The sequence below is a fragment of the Pseudomonas delhiensis genome (assembly GCF_900187975.1).
Taxonomy (GTDB): domain Bacteria; phylum Pseudomonadota; class Gammaproteobacteria; order Pseudomonadales; family Pseudomonadaceae; genus Pseudomonas; species Pseudomonas delhiensis.
The window spans coordinates 142,888-161,555 of record NZ_FZPC01000019.1 but is presented as its reverse complement, the minus strand read 5'-3'; the positions used below and the strand labels follow the sequence as shown (position 1 = coordinate 161,555).

Annotated in this window: 15 protein-coding genes; 4 read left to right on the top strand and 11 right to left on the bottom strand. The window is 66.9% G+C overall.

Going from position 1 to position 18,668, the window contains the following annotated elements; all coding sequences use genetic code 11:
- Positions 1 to 187: 187 nt before the first annotated feature.
- From choV to CHC02_RS18265, 4 genes are all read right to left on the bottom strand, one after another.
- Entirely contained in the window at positions 188 to 1,366 is a 1,179-nt protein-coding gene (gene choV, locus CHC02_RS18280) for a choline ABC transporter ATP-binding protein (RefSeq protein WP_089392867.1), read from the bottom strand.
- 6 nt (positions 1,367 to 1,372) lie between these two features.
- On the bottom strand, positions 1,373 to 2,212 hold the full coding sequence (gene choW / locus CHC02_RS18275) for a choline ABC transporter permease subunit (protein ID WP_089392866.1): 840 nt from the start codon (positions 2,210 to 2,212) through the stop codon (positions 1,373 to 1,375).
- 41 nt (positions 2,213 to 2,253) lie between these two features.
- Positions 2,254 to 3,192, bottom strand: coding sequence for a choline ABC transporter substrate-binding protein (locus CHC02_RS18270; protein ID WP_089392865.1), 939 nt, complete (start codon positions 3,190 to 3,192; stop codon positions 2,254 to 2,256).
- A 220-nt stretch (positions 3,193 to 3,412) separates the two neighbouring features.
- Positions 3,413 to 4,288: a choline ABC transporter substrate-binding protein gene (locus CHC02_RS18265; protein WP_425262407.1), complete on the bottom strand. Its 876-nt coding sequence runs from the start codon at positions 4,286 to 4,288 to the stop codon at positions 3,413 to 3,415.
- 381 nt (positions 4,289 to 4,669) lie between these two features.
- Between CHC02_RS18265 and CHC02_RS18260 the strand changes: the two genes are divergently transcribed.
- Positions 4,670 to 6,046: an L-serine ammonia-lyase gene (locus CHC02_RS18260; protein WP_089392863.1), complete on the top strand. Its 1,377-nt coding sequence runs from the start codon at positions 4,670 to 4,672 to the stop codon at positions 6,044 to 6,046.
- A 365-nt stretch (positions 6,047 to 6,411) separates the two neighbouring features.
- Positions 6,412 to 7,515 (top strand): choline metabolism transcriptional regulator GbdR, encoded by a 1,104-nt coding sequence (gbdR, locus tag CHC02_RS18255; protein WP_089392862.1) that lies wholly within the window; start codon positions 6,412 to 6,414, stop codon positions 7,513 to 7,515.
- Between the two features lie 194 nt (positions 7,516 to 7,709).
- Here gbdR and siaD read toward each other — a convergent pair whose 3' ends face one another.
- From siaD to CHC02_RS18225, 6 genes are all read right to left on the bottom strand, one after another.
- On the bottom strand, positions 7,710 to 8,507 hold the full coding sequence (gene siaD, locus CHC02_RS18250; protein ID WP_208604352.1) for a biofilm regulation diguanylate cyclase SiaD: 798 nt from the start codon (positions 8,505 to 8,507) through the stop codon (positions 7,710 to 7,712).
- Between the two features lie 4 nt (positions 8,508 to 8,511).
- Positions 8,512 to 8,892, bottom strand: coding sequence for a biofilm regulation phosphoprotein SiaC (gene siaC, locus CHC02_RS18245; RefSeq protein WP_089392861.1), 381 nt, complete (start codon positions 8,890 to 8,892; stop codon positions 8,512 to 8,514).
- Positions 8,893 to 8,917: 25 nt separating this feature from the next.
- Positions 8,918 to 9,460, bottom strand: coding sequence for a biofilm regulation protein kinase SiaB (gene siaB / locus CHC02_RS18240; RefSeq protein ID WP_089392860.1), 543 nt, complete (start codon positions 9,458 to 9,460; stop codon positions 8,918 to 8,920).
- Positions 9,461 to 9,469: 9 nt separating this feature from the next.
- Positions 9,470 to 11,464: a biofilm regulation protein phosphatase SiaA gene (gene siaA, locus CHC02_RS18235; RefSeq protein ID WP_089392859.1), complete on the bottom strand. Its 1,995-nt coding sequence runs from the start codon at positions 11,462 to 11,464 to the stop codon at positions 9,470 to 9,472.
- Between the two features lie 186 nt (positions 11,465 to 11,650).
- A complete protein-coding gene (locus tag CHC02_RS18230) occupies positions 11,651 to 12,301 on the bottom strand; it encodes an HAD family hydrolase (RefSeq protein WP_089392858.1) in 651 nt (216 codons plus the stop codon).
- Positions 12,302 to 12,738: 437 nt separating this feature from the next.
- Complete coding sequence (locus CHC02_RS18225) at positions 12,739 to 13,281, bottom strand: gamma carbonic anhydrase family protein (protein WP_089392857.1); 543 nt, start codon at positions 13,279 to 13,281, stop codon at positions 12,739 to 12,741.
- Between the two features lie 78 nt (positions 13,282 to 13,359).
- Between CHC02_RS18225 and prlC the strand changes: the two genes are divergently transcribed.
- Both prlC and CHC02_RS18215 read left to right on the top strand, forming a co-directional pair.
- Entirely contained in the window at positions 13,360 to 15,405 is a 2,046-nt protein-coding gene (prlC, locus tag CHC02_RS18220) for an oligopeptidase A (RefSeq protein ID WP_089392856.1), read from the top strand.
- Complete coding sequence (locus tag CHC02_RS18215) at positions 15,405 to 15,671, top strand: YheV family putative zinc ribbon protein (RefSeq protein WP_089392855.1); 267 nt, start codon at positions 15,405 to 15,407, stop codon at positions 15,669 to 15,671. The genes prlC and CHC02_RS18215 overlap by 1 nt, the downstream gene beginning before the upstream one ends.
- A gap of 285 nt (positions 15,672 to 15,956) precedes the next feature.
- Here the strand turns inward: CHC02_RS18215 and CHC02_RS18210 are convergent, their stop codons facing one another.
- Positions 15,957 to 18,467, bottom strand: a complete 2,511-nt coding sequence (locus tag CHC02_RS18210) for an EAL domain-containing protein (protein ID WP_089392854.1) — start codon at positions 18,465 to 18,467, stop codon at positions 15,957 to 15,959.
- Between the last annotated feature and the right edge of the window lie 201 nt (positions 18,468 to 18,668).

Sequence of the window (18,668 nt, the reverse complement as noted above, 5' to 3'; positions counted from 1 at the left end):
ATGCTTTTTCATGGCCTCACCCTCACTGTCGCTGGCCTCTTAGAATGCCACCGTGGCGCCTCGACGCCTCGGTGAGGGTGAGTCCATCCAATTACGAGAAGCCGTGCCGCCTGCGCCCGTACCGCGAACGGTTACGCAAAACGAAAACGCCGGGCATCCGCCCGGCGTCTTCGTTGCCTCGGCCCCGTCAGCCCAGGTTCTTGCCCAGCAGCGCATGGTACAGCTCGCTGTCGCCGAGCACCCCGACCACGCGGCTCTGCTCCTGCAGGACCAGCTTGTGGCCGGTCTGGTAGCGGATCTGCAGGGCGTCGCGCATGCGGATGCTGACGTCCACCAGGGTCGGCTCGTGCTTGAGCTTTTCCACCGGGTCGCCCGGGCGCCATTGCTGCAGGTCGATGATGTTGCTGCCCTGGCGCGCGGTCTTGATCTGGTTGGTCTCGGTGAGGCCGATCCAGCAGTCGCGGCCCTGGTCGAAGCACACCTCGCCGTCCTGCCGGCGGCACTGGTCCAGGCCGCGCATCAGGCTGGAGCCGCACAGCACGTTGAGCGGGTTGGTGTGGGCGACGAAGGTGCGCACATAGTCGTCCGCCGGGTTCAGCACGATTTCCTCGGGCTTGCTGTGCTGGATGATGCGGCCGTCCTTCATGATGGCGATGCGGGTGCCGATCTTCAGCGCCTCGTCGAGGTCGTGGCTGACGAAGACGATGGTCTTGTGCAGCTGCCGTTGCAGCACCAGCAGTTCGTCCTGCAGCTGCTGGCGGATCAGCGGGTCCAGCGCCGAGAAGGGTTCGTCCATCAGCAGGATGTCGCCGTCCATGGCCAGCGCGCGGGCCAGGCCGACGCGCTGCTGCATGCCGCCGGAGAGTTCGTCCGGGCGCTTGTCGCGCCACTGCGACAGGCCCACCAGTTCGAGCTTCTCGTCGATCACCTTCTTCCGCTCGGCGGCCGGGCGGCCCTGCATCTCCAGGCCGAAGCCGATGTTCTCGGCCACGGTCAGCCAGGGCATCAGGGCGAACTTCTGGAACACCATGGCGATGCGCTTGGTGCGCATGGTCTTGAGGGTCGCCGGCGAGCAGTTGGCGACGTCCACCTGCTGGCCTTCGTGCTCGATCAGCAGCTTGCCGCGGCTGACCGTGTTGAGGCCGTTGATGCAGCGCAGCAGGCTCGACTTGCCCGAGCCGGACAGGCCCATCATCACGCAGATCTCGCCGCGCTCGACGTCCAGGTTGGCGTCCTCCACGCCCAGCACCTGGCCGGTGCGCTTGAGGATTTCCTGGCGGCCCAGGCCTTCGTCGAGCAGGCGCAGGGCTTCCTTGGTGTTCTTGCCGAAGATCACATCGACGTTCTTGAATTCAATCGCAGCCATGGTTGCTTACCTCCCCCGCAGCGAGCGTTGCTTGCACACCCGGTCGAGCAGGATGGCGAGCAGGACGATGGCCAGGCCGGCCTCGAAGCCCAGGGAGATGTCCGCGGTGTTCAGCGCGTTCACCACCGGCTTGCCGAGGCCGTCGGCGCCTACCAGCGCGGAAATCACCACCATCGACAGCGACAGCATGATGCACTGGGTGATGCCGGCGCCGATGCTGGGCATGGCGTGCGGCAGTTCGATTCGGGTCAGCAGCTGCCAGCGCGAGCAGCCGAAGGCCTTGCCGGCGTCCATCAGCTCCGCCGGCACGTCCTGGATGCCCAGGCAGGTCAGGCGGATGGGCGCGGCGATGGCGAAGATCACGGTGGAAATCAGGCCCGGCACCACACCCAGGCCGAACAGCGTCAGGGTGGGGATCAGGTAGACGAAGGTGGGCACCGTCTGCATCAGGTCCAGCAGCGGCCGCAGCGCGGTGTAGAACCAGGGCTTGTGCGCCGCGAGTATGCCCAGGGGCACGCCGATGGCGACGCACACCAGGGTGGCGAAGATGACCTGGGCGAGGGTCTCCATGGTCTCCTGCCAGTAGCCCAGGTTGAGGATCAGCAGCAGCGAGGCCAGGGCAAACAGCGTCAGGCCGACGCTGCGCTGGATGAAGTGCACCAGGCCCACCATGATGGCGGTGAGCAGCAGCGGGTGGAACCACAGCAGGCCGCCGGTGACACCGTGGATGAGGAACTCGAGGACGTCCGAGATCTTGTCGAAGACCGCCGAACCATGGCGGGTGAGCCAGTCGACGAAGGCGGCGATGTGCTCACCGAGGGGGATCTTGTGTTCAGTCAGAAACATAGTGCGGGCCCATCAAGCAAGGTGGAAGCGACCGGCCAGGGTCACTTGGCGAAAGCGACCTTGGCCGCGGCGAGCGCCGGCTTGCCGTCACGCGTGGTGACGCCAGCCAGCCAGGCATCGAGCAGTTCCGGGTGATCCTTCAACCAGGCCTTGGCCGCGTCCTCGGGCTTCTTGCCCCCGTTGAGCACGGCGTCCATCAGTTTGTTTTCCATGTCCAGGGTGAAGGTGAGGTTGGTCAGCAGCTTGCCGACGTTCGGGCATTCCTGGACGTAGCCCTTGCGCACGTTGGTGTAGATGGTCGCGCCGCCGTAGTTGGGGCCGAACACGTCATCGCCACCCTGCAGGTACTGCATCTTGAAGCGGGTGTTCATCGGGTGCGGTTCCCAGCCCAGGAACACGATCCACTGGTTGCGCCGGTCGGCACGGCCCACCTGCGAGAGCATCCCGGCCTCGCTGGACTCCACCAGCTTGAACTTGCCGAGGTCGAACCGGTTCTTGTCGATCATGCCCTGGACCAGGCGGTTGCCGTCGTTGCCCGGCTCGATGCCGTAGATCTTGCCGCCGAGCTTGTCGGAGAACCTGGCGATGTCGGCGAAGTTCTTCAGCCCGCCGTCGTAGGCGGCCTGGGTGACCGCCAGGGTGTACTTGGCGCCCTCCAGGTTGGCCCGCACGGTTTCCACCGAGCCGTTGTCGGCGTAGGGCTTGATGTCGTTGGCCATGCTCGGCATCCAGTTGCCGAGGAAGACGTCGAGGTCCTTGTTCGCCAGCGAGCGGTAGGTCACCGGCACGGAAAGCATGTTTACCTTGGTGGTGTAGCCGAGCGATTCCAGCACCTGGCGAGTGGTCGCGGTGGTGACGGTGATGTCGGTCCAGCCGACGTCGGAGAAGCGAACCGTGCCGCACGACTCAGGTTCAGCGGCCTGAACCACCAGCGGCGCACTCAGGGACACTGCCAGCAGCAAAGACTTGCAACCTTTCATGAGCGTACTCCTCTGCGGGGTAGGGCGATCTGCGTGGGTTTCTAGGTGGGCCGCGCCGGGACGCGGGCCCTTTCTTCGTCGATTCGGAAACGATCATGGAACAGGAAAAATCCGCCGCATACCGGGTGCGTCGCAACCAGTGCAGGCGAAGTCGCAATCAGCACCAGGGGTGTCGCATCCAGTTCCACGGCCCTGTTCCGGCGGCCCGGGGACGTCGCCTTCACTGCTGGACGACGGCCTTGGACGGGGCCTGGGCGCGCGGCTGCACGCCCTTGAGCCAGGCGTCGCGCACCTGCGGGTTGGCCTGCAACCAGTCCTTGGCGGCCTGGCGCGGATTGCTCCGTTCATTGAGCACCGCGTCCATCAGGCGGTTCTCCATGGCCAGGTCGAATTTCAGGTTGCGCAGCAGCTGCGCGACGTTCGGGCATTCATCAAGATAGCCGGCCCTGACGTTGGTGTAGACGGTGGCACCGCCGTAGTTCGGGCCGAAATAGGCATCGCCGCCTTCCAGGTAGCGCATCTGCAGGCGGGTGTTCATCGGGTGCGGTTCCCAGCCGAGGAAGACGATCGGCTGCTTGAGGGCGCCGGCGCGGCGCACCGAGGCGAGCATGTCGGCCTCGCTGGACTCCACCAGCTTGAAGTCGCCCAGGCCGAAGGCCTTGTCGGCGATCATCTTGCGGATCAGCTGGTTGCCGTCGTTGCCCGGCTCGATGCCGTAGATCCGGCCGCCCAGCTGCTCCTTGAACTTCGCGATGTCGGCGAAGCTCTTCAGGCCGGCGTCGTAGGCGTACCGGGGAACGGCGAGGGTGTACTTGGCGCCCTCCAGGTTGGCCCGCACGGTCTGCACCGAGCCATTGTCGGCGTAGGGCTTGATGTCCGCGGCCATGCTCGGCATCCAGTTGCCGAGGAAGACGTCGATGCGCTTCTCGGCCATGGCCTTGTAGGTATCGGGAACGGAGAGACGCTCGACCTTGGTGCGGTAGCCCTGTTCGCTGAGCACCAGGCGGGTGACGGCGGTGGTGACGGTGATGTCGGTCCAGCCGACATCGGCGAAACGGACCAGCAAGCAGGACTGTGGTTCGGCGGCCTGGGCCAGGCCTGAGCAAAGAACGGGTAACGCCAACAGCGACAACAGAAGACACTTCATGAGGTCAGCCTCTAGCAATTACGGGGAGGGGTCAAGCACAGGTCCGAAGGCGAAACCCTAGCCGTTCGTCGACCGTTCATCATGAAACACCCCGAAATATGGGGCTGTCGACTGATTGATGCTGTCTATCGACTGCGTCTCAAATTCGTAATTATTTGTCGCATGAGCGACACCGGCTGGCACGATTCTTCCCATGTCGCACGCCGCGGCGCTTTTGGATAAGGCCAAGTCGGTGCCGGACGCCGGCTCCACCGGCCGAGGGCCGATGATGCCCCGCATCGGGAGCGCCCGCGGGCGCTCCGCATCAGCCCAGTTCCTGCGGAGGCCGGCATGGCTATCAGTGTGTTCGACCTGTTCAAGATCGGTATCGGCCCCTCCAGCTCGCATACCGTCGGCCCCATGCGCGCCGCCGCCCTGTTCGTCGGCGCCCTGCGCGAACGCCAGTTGCTCGAGCGCGTCGAGCGCATCGAAGTGAAGCTCTACGGCTCCCTTTCCGCCACCGGCGTCGGCCACGGCACCGACCGCGCCGTCATCATGGGCCTGATGGGCGAATGGCCCGACCGCATCGACCCCGGCCAGATCGCCCCGCGCATGGCCGAGCTGCTCGGTAGCGGCGAGCTGATCCTGGCCGGCGAGCGGCGCATCCCCTTCGACTGGGTCCGCGACATGCGCCTGCTGGAGGAGAACCTGCCCTACCACCCCAACGCCATGAGCCTGGCCGCCTACGAAAACGGCCAGGAACTCCATGCCGACACCTACTACTCCATCGGCGGCGGCTTCGTCGTCGACGCCGAGCAGGCCGCCGCCGGCTCCCTCGACCAGGACAGCACCCGCCTGCCCTACGACTTCGACAGCGCCGCCGAACTCCTCCAGCTGTGCCGCCGCCACAACCTGCGCGTCTCCGAGCTGATGCTCGCCAACGAGCGCATGTGGCGCAGCGACACCGACACCCGCGACGGCCTCATGCGCATCTGGCGCGCCATGCAGGACTGCGTCAACAACGGCCTCAAGGCCGAGGGCATCCTCCCCGGCGGCCTCAACGTGCAGCGCCGCGCCGCCCGCCTGCACCGCAACCTGCTGGAGATCGGCAAGCCCAACGTCATCGGCTCCACCCTCAGCGCCATGGAGTGGGTCAACCTCTACGCCCTGGCGGTCAACGAGGAGAATGCCGCCGGCGGGCGCATGGTCACCGCGCCCACCAATGGCGCCGCCGGCATCGTTCCGGCGGTGCTGCACTACTACATGCGCTTCAACCCCGATGCCAGCGAGCAGGACGTGGTCGATTTCTTCCTCGCCGCCGCCGCCGTGGGCATCCTGTGCAAGAAGAACGCCTCCATCTCCGGCGCCGAGGTCGGCTGCCAGGGCGAGGTCGGCTCCGCCTGCGCCATGGCCGCCGCCGGCCTGGCCGAGGTCCTCGGCGCCAGCCCCGAGCAGGTCGAGAACGCCGCCGAGATCGGCCTGGAGCACAACCTCGGCCTCACCTGCGACCCCGTCGGCGGCCTCGTCCAGGTGCCCTGCATCGAGCGCAACGCCATCGCCGCGGTCAAGGCCATCAACGCCGCCCAGATGGCCCTGCGCGGCGACGGCCAGCATTTCATCAGCCTCGACCAGGCCATCCGCACCATGCGCGACACCGGCGCCGACATGCACGACAAGTACAAGGAAACCTCCCGCGGCGGCCTGGCCGTCAGCATCATCGAGTGCTGACCCCGGCTCGCCCATCCGGGGAGCGGCGACGCCACCTTTTGGCGCACCGCGGCCCATCCGGGAGCACGACAGGTGAGCGTTACTTTCGGAAAATGATGGCACCCAGCGGCGACCGCCGCAGTGCTACCAAAGTCCCCAGGCCCCGCGCCCCATAGGCATTTGCGACATGCCGGAGGTCGCATCCGGGCTCCCAAAAGCGCCGTTCCCAGGCGCTTTTCTTTTTTTATTGAACACCCAATCAACATAGGCACGGCATTTGCCTTGCTCTTGGCAAGCGTTGGTGACCTGCGGGTCACCCAGGCAGAAAACAAGCATAAGAAAGCCCCTCAGGGGCGACCGTGACTAGCGTGAGGAGATCGAGCATCATGAGTGCTTTCAATACCGGAGTTCCCCCGCAAAACCGAGCTCCTCAGTCCATCGGCTTCCTGCTGCTGGACAACTTCACCCTGATCTCCCTGGCCTCCGCGGTGGAACCGCTGCGCATGGCCAACCAGCTTTCCGGCAGGGAGCTGTACCGCTGGCACACCCTCACCCTCGACGGCCGCCAGGTATGGGCCAGCGACGGCCTGCAGATCACCCCCGACGCCAGCACCGACGCCGCCCCGCCGATGGACAGCCTGATCGTGGTCGGCGGCGTGGGCATCCAGCGCAGCGTCACCCGCGACCACGTCGTCTTCCTGCAGACCCAGGCGCGCCTGGGCCGCCGCCTCGGCGCGGTGTGCACCGGCAGCTGGGCCCTGGCCCGCGCCGGCCTGCTCGACGGCTACGACTGCAGCGTGCACTGGGAATGCCTGGCGGCGATGCAGGAGGCCTTCCCGCGGGTGGCCATGAGCACCCGCCTGTTCTCCATCGACCGCAACCGCTACACCTCCTCCGGCGGCACCGCGCCGATGGACATGATGCTGCACCTGATCGGCCGCGAGCACGGCCGCGAGCTGTCGGCGGCGATCTCGGAGATGTTCATCTACGAGCGCATCCGCAACGAGCAGGACCACCAGCGCGTGCCGCTCAAGCATATGCTCGGCACCAACCAGCCGAAGCTGCAGGAAATAGTCGCGCTGATGGAAGCCAACTTGGAAGAGCCCATCGACCTCGACGAGCTGGCGGTCTACGTCAACGTCTCGCGGCGCCAGCTGGAGCGGCTGTTCCAGAAGTACCTGCACTGCTCGCCGTCGCGCTACTACCTGAAGCTGCGCCTGATCCGCGCGCGCCAGCTGCTCAAGCAGACCTCCATGTCGATCATCGAGGTGGCCTCGGTGTGCGGCTTCGTCTCCACCCCGCACTTCTCCAAGTGCTACCGCGAATACTTCGGCATCCCGCCGCGCGACGAACGCCAGGGCCAGCCGATCGGCCAGCCGGTGATGGTCATGCCGATCCCCCAGGACCTGGCGCTGATGCCGCACTCCTCGGCGATCTCGGCGCTGAGCCAGGCGCAGGGGGAATCGACCTTCGCCAGCGTGCGGGTCTGAGCGGGATTCTCACCTTGTAGGAGCGAGCTTGCTCGCGAACGGTGCCGGCCGGTGGCATGGGTGTTTCAGGCCACCTCCGCACCCTCTCCCTAACCCTCTCCCGCTTGCGGGAGAGGGTTAGGGAGAGGGTGCTCTTCAGAATGCGCACCAAACCTAGCCGGCAGAACACCGTTACCGCACAGCGGATCGAAAGCTCACCCGCTCGCCACAGCACTCGCCACGCACTTGTCCCGCCCGCTGCGCTTCGCCTCCAGCAGCGCTGCATCGGCGCGGCTGAGGGTTTGCGAGTAGCTCTCGCCCAGGCGGTATTCGGCCACGCCGAAGCTGGCCGTCACCGACAGCGCCTCGGTGCCCACGCGCACGGCCAGCGAGCGGATGTCCTGGCGCACCCGGTCGATCACCTGGCCGGCGTCGGCCAGGGCGGTTTCCGGCAGCAGCAGGAGGAATTCCTCGCCGCCCCAGCGCCCGCACAGGTCGTACTGGCGCAGCGCAGCCTGCATGGTGCAGCCGATCTCCACCAGCACGCGGTCGCCCACCTCGTGGCCCCAGGTGTCGTTGACCTGCTTGAAGTGGTCGATGTCGAGGATCACCAGCACGTAGGGCTTGCCGTGGCGCTGGGCGCGCTCGCTTTCCTCGCGCAGGCGCTCCATCAGCAGGCGGCGGTTGCCGATGCCGGTCAGCGGATCGTGGGTGGAGGCCTCGCGCAGCGCCACGTTGAGGTCGCGCATCATGTTCTGGTAGCGGTCGGAGATCCGCGCCACCTTCTCCAGCTGGCGCAACTGCTTGTGGTAGCGCTCCGACAGCGTCGAGTTCTGCGCCCGCGCCATCGACTGGAAGCCGTCGGAAATCCGCGCGATGCGCTCCAGGCGCGCGAGCTGGTCGAGGGACTGCTGGTGCTTGAGGAACAGCGCCTCGCGCAGCGGATGGTCGAGGTACTGCGGGTCGGCCAGCAGCTCTTCGATCAACAGGTCCAGCTCGCGTTCGCTGTTCATGGCATCACTCGTCGTAGGGCTGTATGACGAACGGGAAGCTACAGTCTTCGCGGAACTCCTCGGCCAGCTCGGCGACACGCTCGTTGCGGCGGTCGTAGTGCCAGCTCACCTGGGTCTGGCGGCCGCCGGCATGGGCCTCCTCGAGCAGGTCGAAGATATCCATCATCGCCTTGATCGAGCTGGTATTGAGGTATAGCAGACGCAGGTCCAGGGACAACGGGCGCTGCGCTTCGGCGAGGAAGCGTTGCACCCACTCGATCACCTGGCCGAAGAGTTCGTAGGAGTTCTCGGGATAGGAGTCGCCCTGCATGGCCAGGACGCCGGCGTCCCAGTCACCGTGGATCGACGGGGTGGACTGGGTGCCACTGATGTGAAGGTCACTCATACCTTTGTATTCCTGAAACGCGTGGTCAGATCACGGCGCGCAGACTGAAGAAGGCGCGCCCGTCGGGTTGTTCGGTAAGGGAGGTCTGCAGGGGCGCGCTGGACTTGCGGGCGATGTCCAGCAGGCCCAGGCCCGCGCCGCTGCTGGCCCCGGCCTCGCGCGGGCGGCGCAGCTGCTCCTTGTAGGCCGCCTTGAGCTGGGCCTTGTCGAGGCCGGCGATGTCCTCGATGCTGCGCACCAGCTCGCGGCCGTCCGCCAGCTCCACCAGGTTGCCGGCGGAAACCACGTAGTGGCCGTCCTCGTTGCGGGCGATGGCCACCGTGGCCGAGGCGTCCAGGTCGCCATAGCCGCGCTGGGTGGCGTAGTGGCGGATGTTCTGGGTCATCTCGATGTAGACCGCGAAGACGTCCATGGCTTCACTCGGGTGTGCCTGCTCGGCCTGCATGTAGTTGCGCAGGGCGTGGCCGATCTCCTCGATCAGGCTGCGCGAGATCGGGCCGTTGAAGCACAGCAGGATGCGTTGTCGGGTGTAGCTTTCACGCATGGCCAACAGGTCAAGTGTCTCCATGGCGTACTCCTACTCGAATCGGAAGGACAGGATGGTGATGTCGTCGCGTTGCGGCCGCTCCCCCTGATAGTCCGCCAGGGTAGCGGCAAAAACCCGCGCCTGCTCGGCCAATGGCAGGCGTGAATGACGGCGCAACAGTTCGGCGAAGCGGCTGTTGCCGAAACCGAAGCCGTGCTCGCCGCCGGCCTGGTCGAGGAAGCCGTCGGTGCACAGGTAGAAGGTCCAGCCCGGCTCCAGCGGCAGCTGGATATTCTCGTACTCTCCCTGGCGCTTGTCGCCGATGGCGCGGCGGCCGCCCTTGTATTCGCGAACCTCGTCACCATTGCTGGCGAACAGCGAGATCTTCGCCCCGGAGAAATGCAGCAGCCGGCGGCCATGGTCGACGCGCACGAAGCCGGCGTCCATGTTGGTGGCCAGGGCCTGGGTCACCCGCTCCTGGCTGATCATGCCGCGCATCACCTGGTCGGTCTCGCGCAGGATGGCCGCGGGGTCGTGGCTCTGCACGCTGTCGATGGCATGGTCGATGGCGGCCAGCGCCAGCATGGTCATGAGCGCGCCGGGCACGCCGTGGCCGGCGCAGTCGACCACGCCGATCAGGCTGTCCTCGCTGCCCTCGCGGTAGATGTAGAAGTCGCCGCCGACCACGTCGCGCGGTTTCCACAGCACGAAATGGTGCTGGCCCAGGGACGCCTGCAGCTGGCGGTCGGGCAGGATGGCGCGCTGCAGCAGGCTGGCGTAGTCGATGGAGTCGCCGATCTTCTTCTGCGCCGCGGCCATCTCGCGGTTGGCCTGTTCCAGGGCCTGGGTGCGCTGGCGCACCTTGTCCTCCAGGTCCTCGGTGTGCCGGCGGACCTGCTCGGCCATGCTGGCGAAGGCCTCGGACAGCTCGCCGATCTCGTCGCCGCGGGATTTGGGCAGCGGGTTGTCGTACTGCCCGGCGGCGATCGCCTTGGCCGACTGGCGCAGGCCGCGCAGCGGCTTGAGCAGCAGCAGCTCGACGGTATAGGCGAAGCCCAGCAGGAGCAGCGCCAGCAGCCCCGCCAGGGTGCCCGCCAGCGGCCAGATCCAGCGGCTGTCGAGCACCTGCGCGGCATGCAGGTCGACGGCGCTGAGCACGTGCCAGCGCAGCTCGGGAATGTACGCGGTGGCCAGCAGCTGCTGCTTGCCGTCGAGGGTGGCCCAGAAGGTGCGCACCTCGCCCGGGTGCGCCTGGGCGTCGTCCAGCACCTGGCGCAGGCCCTTGCGCTCCTCGTCGCTGGCCAGCAGGTCGAAGACCCGGTGGCCGCCGCTTTCGGCGGTGCCGGCGCCGGAGCTCAGGGCGATCAGCTTGCGGTCCGGGTGCGCCTGGATGGCGCCGTCGGCGTCGACGATCATCGGCGTCACCCCGGCCTCGCGGCGCGAGATGAACTGGTCGAGGAAGGCGGTCAGGTCCAGCCCGCCGCCGGCCAGGCCGACCTTGTGGTTGCCGGCGATGACCTGGACGTTGAACCAGACCTTGGTGGCGCGCAGCTTGGCGTCGTAGTTGACGTTGATGTTGTAGGGGCTGTCGCTGGCCATGGTCGCGAAGTACCAGGCGTCCTGCGGGTCGTCGCGGCTCAGGGTGTAGCGCGGGGCGTTGGACAGCGGCGAGGTGGAATCGTTGAAGTAGTAGTGCAGCGAGGAGTCGACGATGACGAAGTAGGAGTATTCGCCCTGGTCGCCGCGGTAGCCGTCGGCCTCACGGAAGAAGCGCGTGCGCCGTTCGGAGTTGCCCTCTTCCAGCAGCCAGTCCTGGGTCACCACCGACTCGGCCAAGCGCCGCGACAGCGACAGCTCGCGGATCACCGGGGCGAGGATCTTCTGCTGGTTGAGCAGGGTGAAGTTCTTCGCATAAGCCAGGCCGAAGTGCGTACGGATGTCCTCCATCGCCTTCCAGCCGAGCAGCACTGCGGGGACCAACGCCAGAACGCAGGCCAGTAACAGCGCTACCACCGATTTGCCGCGCAATCCCCATCGTGCCGCCATGGCCGTCCCCAGAAATCCTGTTCGCCGAGTCAGTGTCGTTCTTTTGGCGAAAGCGCAATTGTGCAGGCGAGCCTTGCCCCAGGCAATGCAAATTAATGGCTAATTGCCATATTTTTGACGTCACCCGGTTGACTCATTCTAGACGCGATTTCCCCCGCCGCCACGGCGCCACCGGCGGCCGGGGCCTCAGCTGGCGGCGAAGGCCGCGCGCAGCTCGTCCAGGCTGGCGAAATAGTGCGCCGGGCCCTCGGCCAGCAGCTCCTCGCGGCTGCCGAAGCCATAGCCGACGCCGGCGGCGCTCAGGCCGTTGCGGTGCGCGCCGACCAGGTCGTGCTTGCGGTCGCCGATCATCAGCGTCTGCGCCGGGTCCAGGCCTTCGAGGCGCAGCAGGTGCTCGATCAGCTCGACCTTGTTGGTGCGGGTGCCGTCCAGCTCGCTGCCGTAGATCACCCTGAAGTGCCGGGCGAAATCGAAATGCCGGGCGATCTCGGCGGCGAACACCGTCGGCTTGCTGGTGGCGATATAAAGAGTGCGCCCCTGGCCACCCAGCAGTTCGAGCAACTCACCGACGCCCTCGAACACCCGGTTCTCGTACAGCCCGGTGTCCTTGAAGCGTACCCGGTAATGGTTCACCGCCTCCCAGGCACGGGCCTCGTCGAAGCCATAGGTGCTCATGAAGCACTGCAGCAGCGGCGGCCCGATGAAATGCTCCAGCCGGCGCAGGTCCGGCTCGTCGATGCCGAGCTGGGCCAGGGCGTACTGGATCGAACGGGTGATGCCCTCGCGCGGGTCGGTGAGGGTGCCGTCGAGATCGAAGAGGATGTTCTGGTAGTGCATGGGCGAGGCTGGGGCAGGAAGAATCGAACAGAAAGCATACCGCCGGCCTGCGTACCGACCAAACGCGGATGCCATGAGTTCCTACCCTTTTTCTGAAGTACCTTTCAGGTCCCATGAAAATCAATGGGTTGGAGAGAGCCCTGAAAAAAGGGTTATGCGTGTGTAAATGGTACTTTCCCGTGGGAAGTCAGGGAGTTGCGGAGTAATATCCCTACTTCACTGCCGTGTAGGCAGCTAAGAAAAGATGGAGCGCTATGCGGCGCGCTTGAACAAACTTCACTGCCGTGTAGGCAGCTAAGAAATGGAGGTAAGCGCCTCCGGGAAGCTTGTAATTCTTCACTGCCGTGTAGGCAGCTGAGAAACAACGACGCCGCCGTGTGTTCATCGTCGCAAGCTTCACTGCCATACAGGCAGACAGTGCTCAGTCAACCCCACGCCTATCCGGCATACCCCTCGGCAATATGCCGGTCCTTCAGCTTCACATAGTTGCCCGCGGTATAGGCGAAGAATGCCCGCTCCTTGTCGGTCAGCGGGCGGGCCTTCTTAGCCGGGCTGCCGACGTAGAGGAAGCCGCTTTCCAGGACCTTGCCCGGCGGGACCAGGCTGCCGGCGCCGAGGATCACTTCGTCCTCGATCACCGCGCCGTCCATGACGATGCAGCCCATGCCCACCAGCACGCGGTTGCCCACCGTGCAGCCGTGCAGCAGCACCTTGTGGCCGACGGTGACTTCGTCGCCGATGGTCAGCGGGAAGCCGTCGGGGTTGTAGGGGCCGGCGTGGGTGATGTGCAGCACGCTGCCGTCCTGGATGCTGGTACGGCTGCCGATGCGGATGCGGTGCATGTCGCCGCGCACGGTGACCAGCGGCCACACCGAGCTGTCGGCGCCTATTTCGATGTCGCCGATGAGCACGGCGCTGGGGTCGACGAAGACGCGCTCGCCGAGTTGCGGCGTTTTACCCTGATACGAACGTATGGCCACGATAGCTTTCCTTCAGGCTGCGGATGACGCCGATTGTATTTAAGATGGCCGGGTGTTTCCTCAGCCAAGGTTGCCACCGTGAGCGCGAACCCCCTTCTGCAGAACTACGACCTGCCGCCCTTCTCCGCCATCCGCCCCGAGCACGTGAAGCCGGCCATCGAGCAGATCCTCGCCGACAACCGCGCGGCCATCGCGCGCATCCTCGCCGAACAGGGCGCGACCCCGAGCTGGGACGGCCTGGTCCTGGCCATGGACGAGCTGCACGCGCGCCTGGGCGCCGCCTGGAGCCCGGTCAGCCACCTCAACGCCGTCTGCAACAGCGCCGAGCTGCGCGAGGCCTACGAAGGCTGCCTGCCGATGCTCTCGGCCTACTGGACCGAGCTGGGCCAGAACCGCGAGCTGTTCAAGGCCTACGAGGCCCTGGCCGGCAGCCCCGCCGCGGCGAGCTTCGATCTGGCGCAGAAGACCATCCTCGAACACGCCCTGCGCGACTTCCGCCTGTCGGGCATCGACCTGCCGGCCGAACAGCAGCAGCGCTACGCCGAGATCCAGGCGCGCCTGTCCGAGCTGGGCAGCCGCTTCTCCAACCAGTTGCTGGACGCCACCCAGGCCTGGACCAAGCACGTCACCGACGAGGCGGCCCTGGCCGGGCTGACCGACTCGGCCAAGGCGCAGATGCAACAGGCCGCCCAGGCCAAGGGCCTGGACGGCTGGCTGATCAGCCTGGAATTCCCCAGCTACTTCGCGGTGATGACCTACGCCCAGGACCGCGCCCTGCGCGAAGAGGTCTACGCCGCCTACTGCACCCGCGCCTCCGACCAGGGCCCCAACGCCGGGCAGAACGACAACGGCCCGGTGATGCAGGAAATCCTCGACCTGCGCCAGGAGCTGGCGCGCCTGCTGGGCTATGCCAACTTCTCGGCGCTGTCGCTGGCGACCAAGATGGCCGAGTCGCCCGAGCAGGTGCTGCACTTCCTGCGCGACCTGGCGGTGCGCAGCAAGCCCTACGCCCAGCAGGACCTCGACCAGCTCAAGGCCTACGCCGCCGAACAGGGCTGCGCGCAGCTGCAGAGCTGGGACTCCGGCTACTACGGCGAGAAGCTGCGCGAGGCGCGCTACAGCGTGTCCCAGGAAGCGCTGCGCGCCTACTTCCCGGTGGACAAGGTGCTGTCCGGCCTGTTCGCCATCGTGCAGAAGCTGTACGGCATCCAGATCCGCGAGCTGCACGACTTCGAGCGCTGGCACCCGGACGTGCGCCTGTTCGAGATCGAGGAGCACGGCCAGCACGTCGGGCGCTTCTACTTCGACCTCTACGCCCGCGCCAACAAGCGCGGCGGCGCCTGGATGGACGGCGCCCGCGACCGCCGCCGCGACGCCGCCGGCCAGCTGATCGCCCCGGTGGCGTACCTGGTGTGCAACTTCACCCCGGCGGTGAACGGCAAGCCGGCGCTGCTGACCCACGACGAAGTCACCACCCTGTTCCACGAGTTCGGCCACGGCCTGCACCACCTGCTGACCCGCGTCGAGCACGCCGGCGCCTCGGGCATCAACGGCGTGGCCTGGGACGCGGTGGAGCTGCCCAGCCAGTTCATGGAGAACTGGTGCTGGGAACCCGAGGGCCTGGCGCTGATCTCCGGCCACTACGAGACCGGCGCCCCGCTGCCCCAGGACATCCTGGAGAAGATGCTGGCGGCGAAGAACTTCCAGTCCGGCCTGATGATGGTGCGCCAGCTGGAGTTCTCGCTGTTCGACTTCGAACTGCACACCAGCCACGGCGACGGCCGCAACGTGCTCGACGTGCTGGAGGCGGTGCGCGACGAAGTGGCGGTGATGCGCCCGCCGGCGTACAACCGCTTCGCCAACAGCTTCGCGCACATCTTCGCCGGCGGCTACGCGGCCGGTTACTACAGCTACAAGTGGGCCGAGGTGCTGTCGGCGGATGCCTTCTCGCGCTTCGAGGAGGAAGGCGTGTTCAACCCGCAGACCGGCGCAGCCTTCCGCGAGGCCATCCTGGCCAAGGGTGGCTCCCAGGAGCCGATGGCGCTGTTCGTCGCCTTCCGCGGCCGCGAGCCGTCGATCGACGCGCTGCTGCGCCACTCCGGCCTGACCGGGGAGGCCGCGTGATGGCCGAGGTGAAGAAGCGCTTCATCGCCGGCGCCGTATGCCCGGCCTGCAGCGAGCAGGACAAGATAGTGATGTGGGACGAGGACGGCGTGCCGCACCGCGAATGCGTGGCTTGTGGCTACGCCGACACGCTGAATGCCCAGGGCCAGTCGGTGCCGAAGGAGCTGGCCACGCGGGTCAACGTCACCGGCCTGAAGAAGCCGGCCGATCCGAAGGTGCAAGGGGTGCAGTTCTTTCCCAATCCGAAGTTGAAGAAGAAGGATTGAGGTAGGGGCGGGCTTGCTTGCGAAGGGGGCTCACCTGTGGTTTCGGTGTGTTGGGCCGGCCCCGCTCCCTCTCCCTAACCCTCTCCCTGAAGGGAGAGGGGACCGTTCGGCGTGTTCGGGGGGTTCGGCGTTAGCCGGCTTGTACCGAGCCTCCGGCTAACACCGAGTCCCTTCTCGGCACGGACTAGCCCCCTCTCCCTTCAGGGAGAGGGCTGGGGAGAGGGTACGGAGGTGACCTGAAACACCCATGCCACCGGGAAGCACCGTTCGCGAGCAAGCTCGCTCCTACAACCCCTTCCCCCTCCTCACCAACCACTCCTCCAGCGCCGCCGCCGGCAGCGGCCGCGAGAACAGGTAGCCCTGGGCCACCGGGTAGCCCTGCTGGCGCAGCAGTTCCAGTTGCGCCTCGTCCTCCACCCCTTCGGCGATCACCATCAGCTCCAGGCTGCGGCCGATGTTCATCACCGCGTCGGTCAGCGCCTGGGCCGCCGTGCCTTCGCGCAGGTCGGCGACGAAGCTGCGGTCGAGCTTCAGCTCGCGGATCGGCAGGCGGTGCAGGTAGCCGAGGCTGGAGTAGCCGGTGCCGAAGTCGTCCATCGACAGGCGCACGCCCAGGCCGTGCACCGCGCGGAGGATGTCGAGGGTCGCCGGGTGGTTGTCCAGCAGCATGCCTTCGGTGATTTCCACCACCAGGTCGCTGCCGGCCAGGCCGTTGCGGCGCAGCAGGTCCTGCAGGCGGGCCGGCAGGTCGGGGTCGCGGAAGTCGGCGGGGGACAGGTTGACCGCCACCGCCGGGATGTGGATGCCGCGCCGGCGCCAGTCGGCCAGTTGCCGGCAGGCCTCGCGCAGCACCCACTGGCTGAGCTCGCCGATGATGCCGCACTCCTCGGCCAGGGCGATGAAGCGGTTCGGCGCCACCGCGCCGAGTTGCGGGTGGCGCCAGCGGGCCAGGGCCTCCACGGCGTGCACGCCGCCGTCGCCCAGGCGCACCTGGGGCTGGTAGTGCAGGCTCAGCGTCTGGCGCTGCACGGCCTCGCGCAGCGCGCTTTCCAGGGCCAGGCGCTCCTGGGCGCGCTGGTTCATTTCGTCGCTGAAGAAGCGGTAGCTGCCACGGCCGCCGTTCTTCGCCTGGTACATGGCGATGTCGGCGCGGTGCAGCAGCGTCTCCATGTCCCGGCCGTTGCTGGGGAACAGGCTGATGCCGATGCTCGCCAGGGTGATCAGGCTGACGCCGCCCACCCGGTGCGCCAGGGCCAGGCGGGCGAGGATGCGTTCGGCGACCTGCGAGGCGAGCAGGGCGCCGCAGTACGGCAGCACCACCACGAACTCGTCGCCCGACAGGCGCCCCACCAGGCCCTGCTCGCGCACCACCTCCTGCAGGCGCGCCGCCACCAGGCGCAACAGCTCGTCGCCGACCGGGTGGCCGAGGGAGTCGTTGATCTGCTTGAAACGGTCCAGGTCGATGAACAGCACCGCCATTTCCGCCTCGTCGTCCTCGATGCGCGTCATCGCCTGCTCGGCCTCGGCCAGCAGCAGGCTGCGGTTGGGCAGGCCGGTGAGGGTGTCGTAGAAGGCCAGTTGGCGGATGTGCGCGCGGGCCTCCTCACGCTCCAGGGCCAGGGCGACGAGGGGCAGGCTGACGTCCACCAGGCGCAGGTGCAGCTCGTCCGGGCCGCGGCACTGCTCGTAGTAGAAGGCGAAGGTGCCGATGACCCGGCCCTCGCTGTTCTTGATCGGGCTCGACCAGCAGGCCTTCAGCCCCGGGGGCACCAGGTGGCGGTAGTCGTCCCACAGCGGGTCGCTGGCGATGTCGCTGACCATCACCGCCTTGCCACGGTAGGCCGCGGTGCCGCAGCTGCCGGCGCGGGGGCCCATGCGGGCGCCCTCGATGGACTGCGAGAAGTCCTCCGGCAGGCTCGGCGCGGCCAGCGGGTGCATGCGCCCCTGGGCATCCACGCGCAGGATCGAGGCCTTGACCTCCGGGGCGATGCGTTCCACCTCGCGGCACACCAGGTCCATCACGTCCACCAGCGGGCGCTCGCGCACCAGGGCGTCGAGCACCTTGTTCTGCAGCACCTCGTGCAGCTTGGTGTGGGTGATGTCGGTGAGCAGCATCACCGAGTTCACCGGCTGGCCGCGGGTATCCAGGATAGGGTTGGCCACCACCGAGCACCACAACGGCCGGCCGATCAGGTCACGCACCAGCTCCTCGCTGCGGAACAGCCCGGCGCCGGCCTGGCGCCAGCGCCGCACGCTGGCCTGGGGCACCTGCAGCAGCTCGGAGGGGTAGCGCCCCAGGGCCTGCTCGGCGTTCCAGCCGAACATGCGGCTGAAGCCGGCGTTGACATAGAGGATGCGCCCCTCGCGGCCGGTGACGATGACCGCATTGTCGGTCTCGTTGGCGGCCAGCGAGAGCACGTCCATCTGCTCGCGCTGGCGGCGCTGCAGGGTACAGTCCTTGACGAATGCTGTGAGCAGGCGCTTGCCGTCGAATTCGATGTGCGAGATCGACATAGAGCCCCACAACCGGCTGCCGTCGCGGCAGCGCATCGGCACCTCGCTGCGGCTGCCGGCTATGCCCTCGGTGTCCAGGCTGGCGTCCAGGCGCGGGCGCACCTCGTCGGGCAGCAGCAGGCCGACGTCCTGTCCCAGCACCGCCTCGCGGGAATAGCCCCAGAGGCGCTCGGCGGCGGCGTTGAACAGCAGCACGCGGTTGTTCTCGTCGAGCACCACCACACCGTCGATGGCCTGTTCGAGAATCTGCGCGAAGACGTCCGGGAGCTGGTCGTAGGGCATTGCTGGCATCCATCTCGGAAACGCACTTGGGCTCTCTTCCTGCATGACAGTGCCCTCGGGTGGCCCACCAGGAAAGCGTAGTGGCTGAAATACTGGCACGACTAATAGCCATTTGACATATCGCCTGGGTCGCCTATCTCGGAAACATTGGAGGGCCACAGCGCCGCCCGGCGGACTAGGCTATTAGGCATTTCCCGGAAG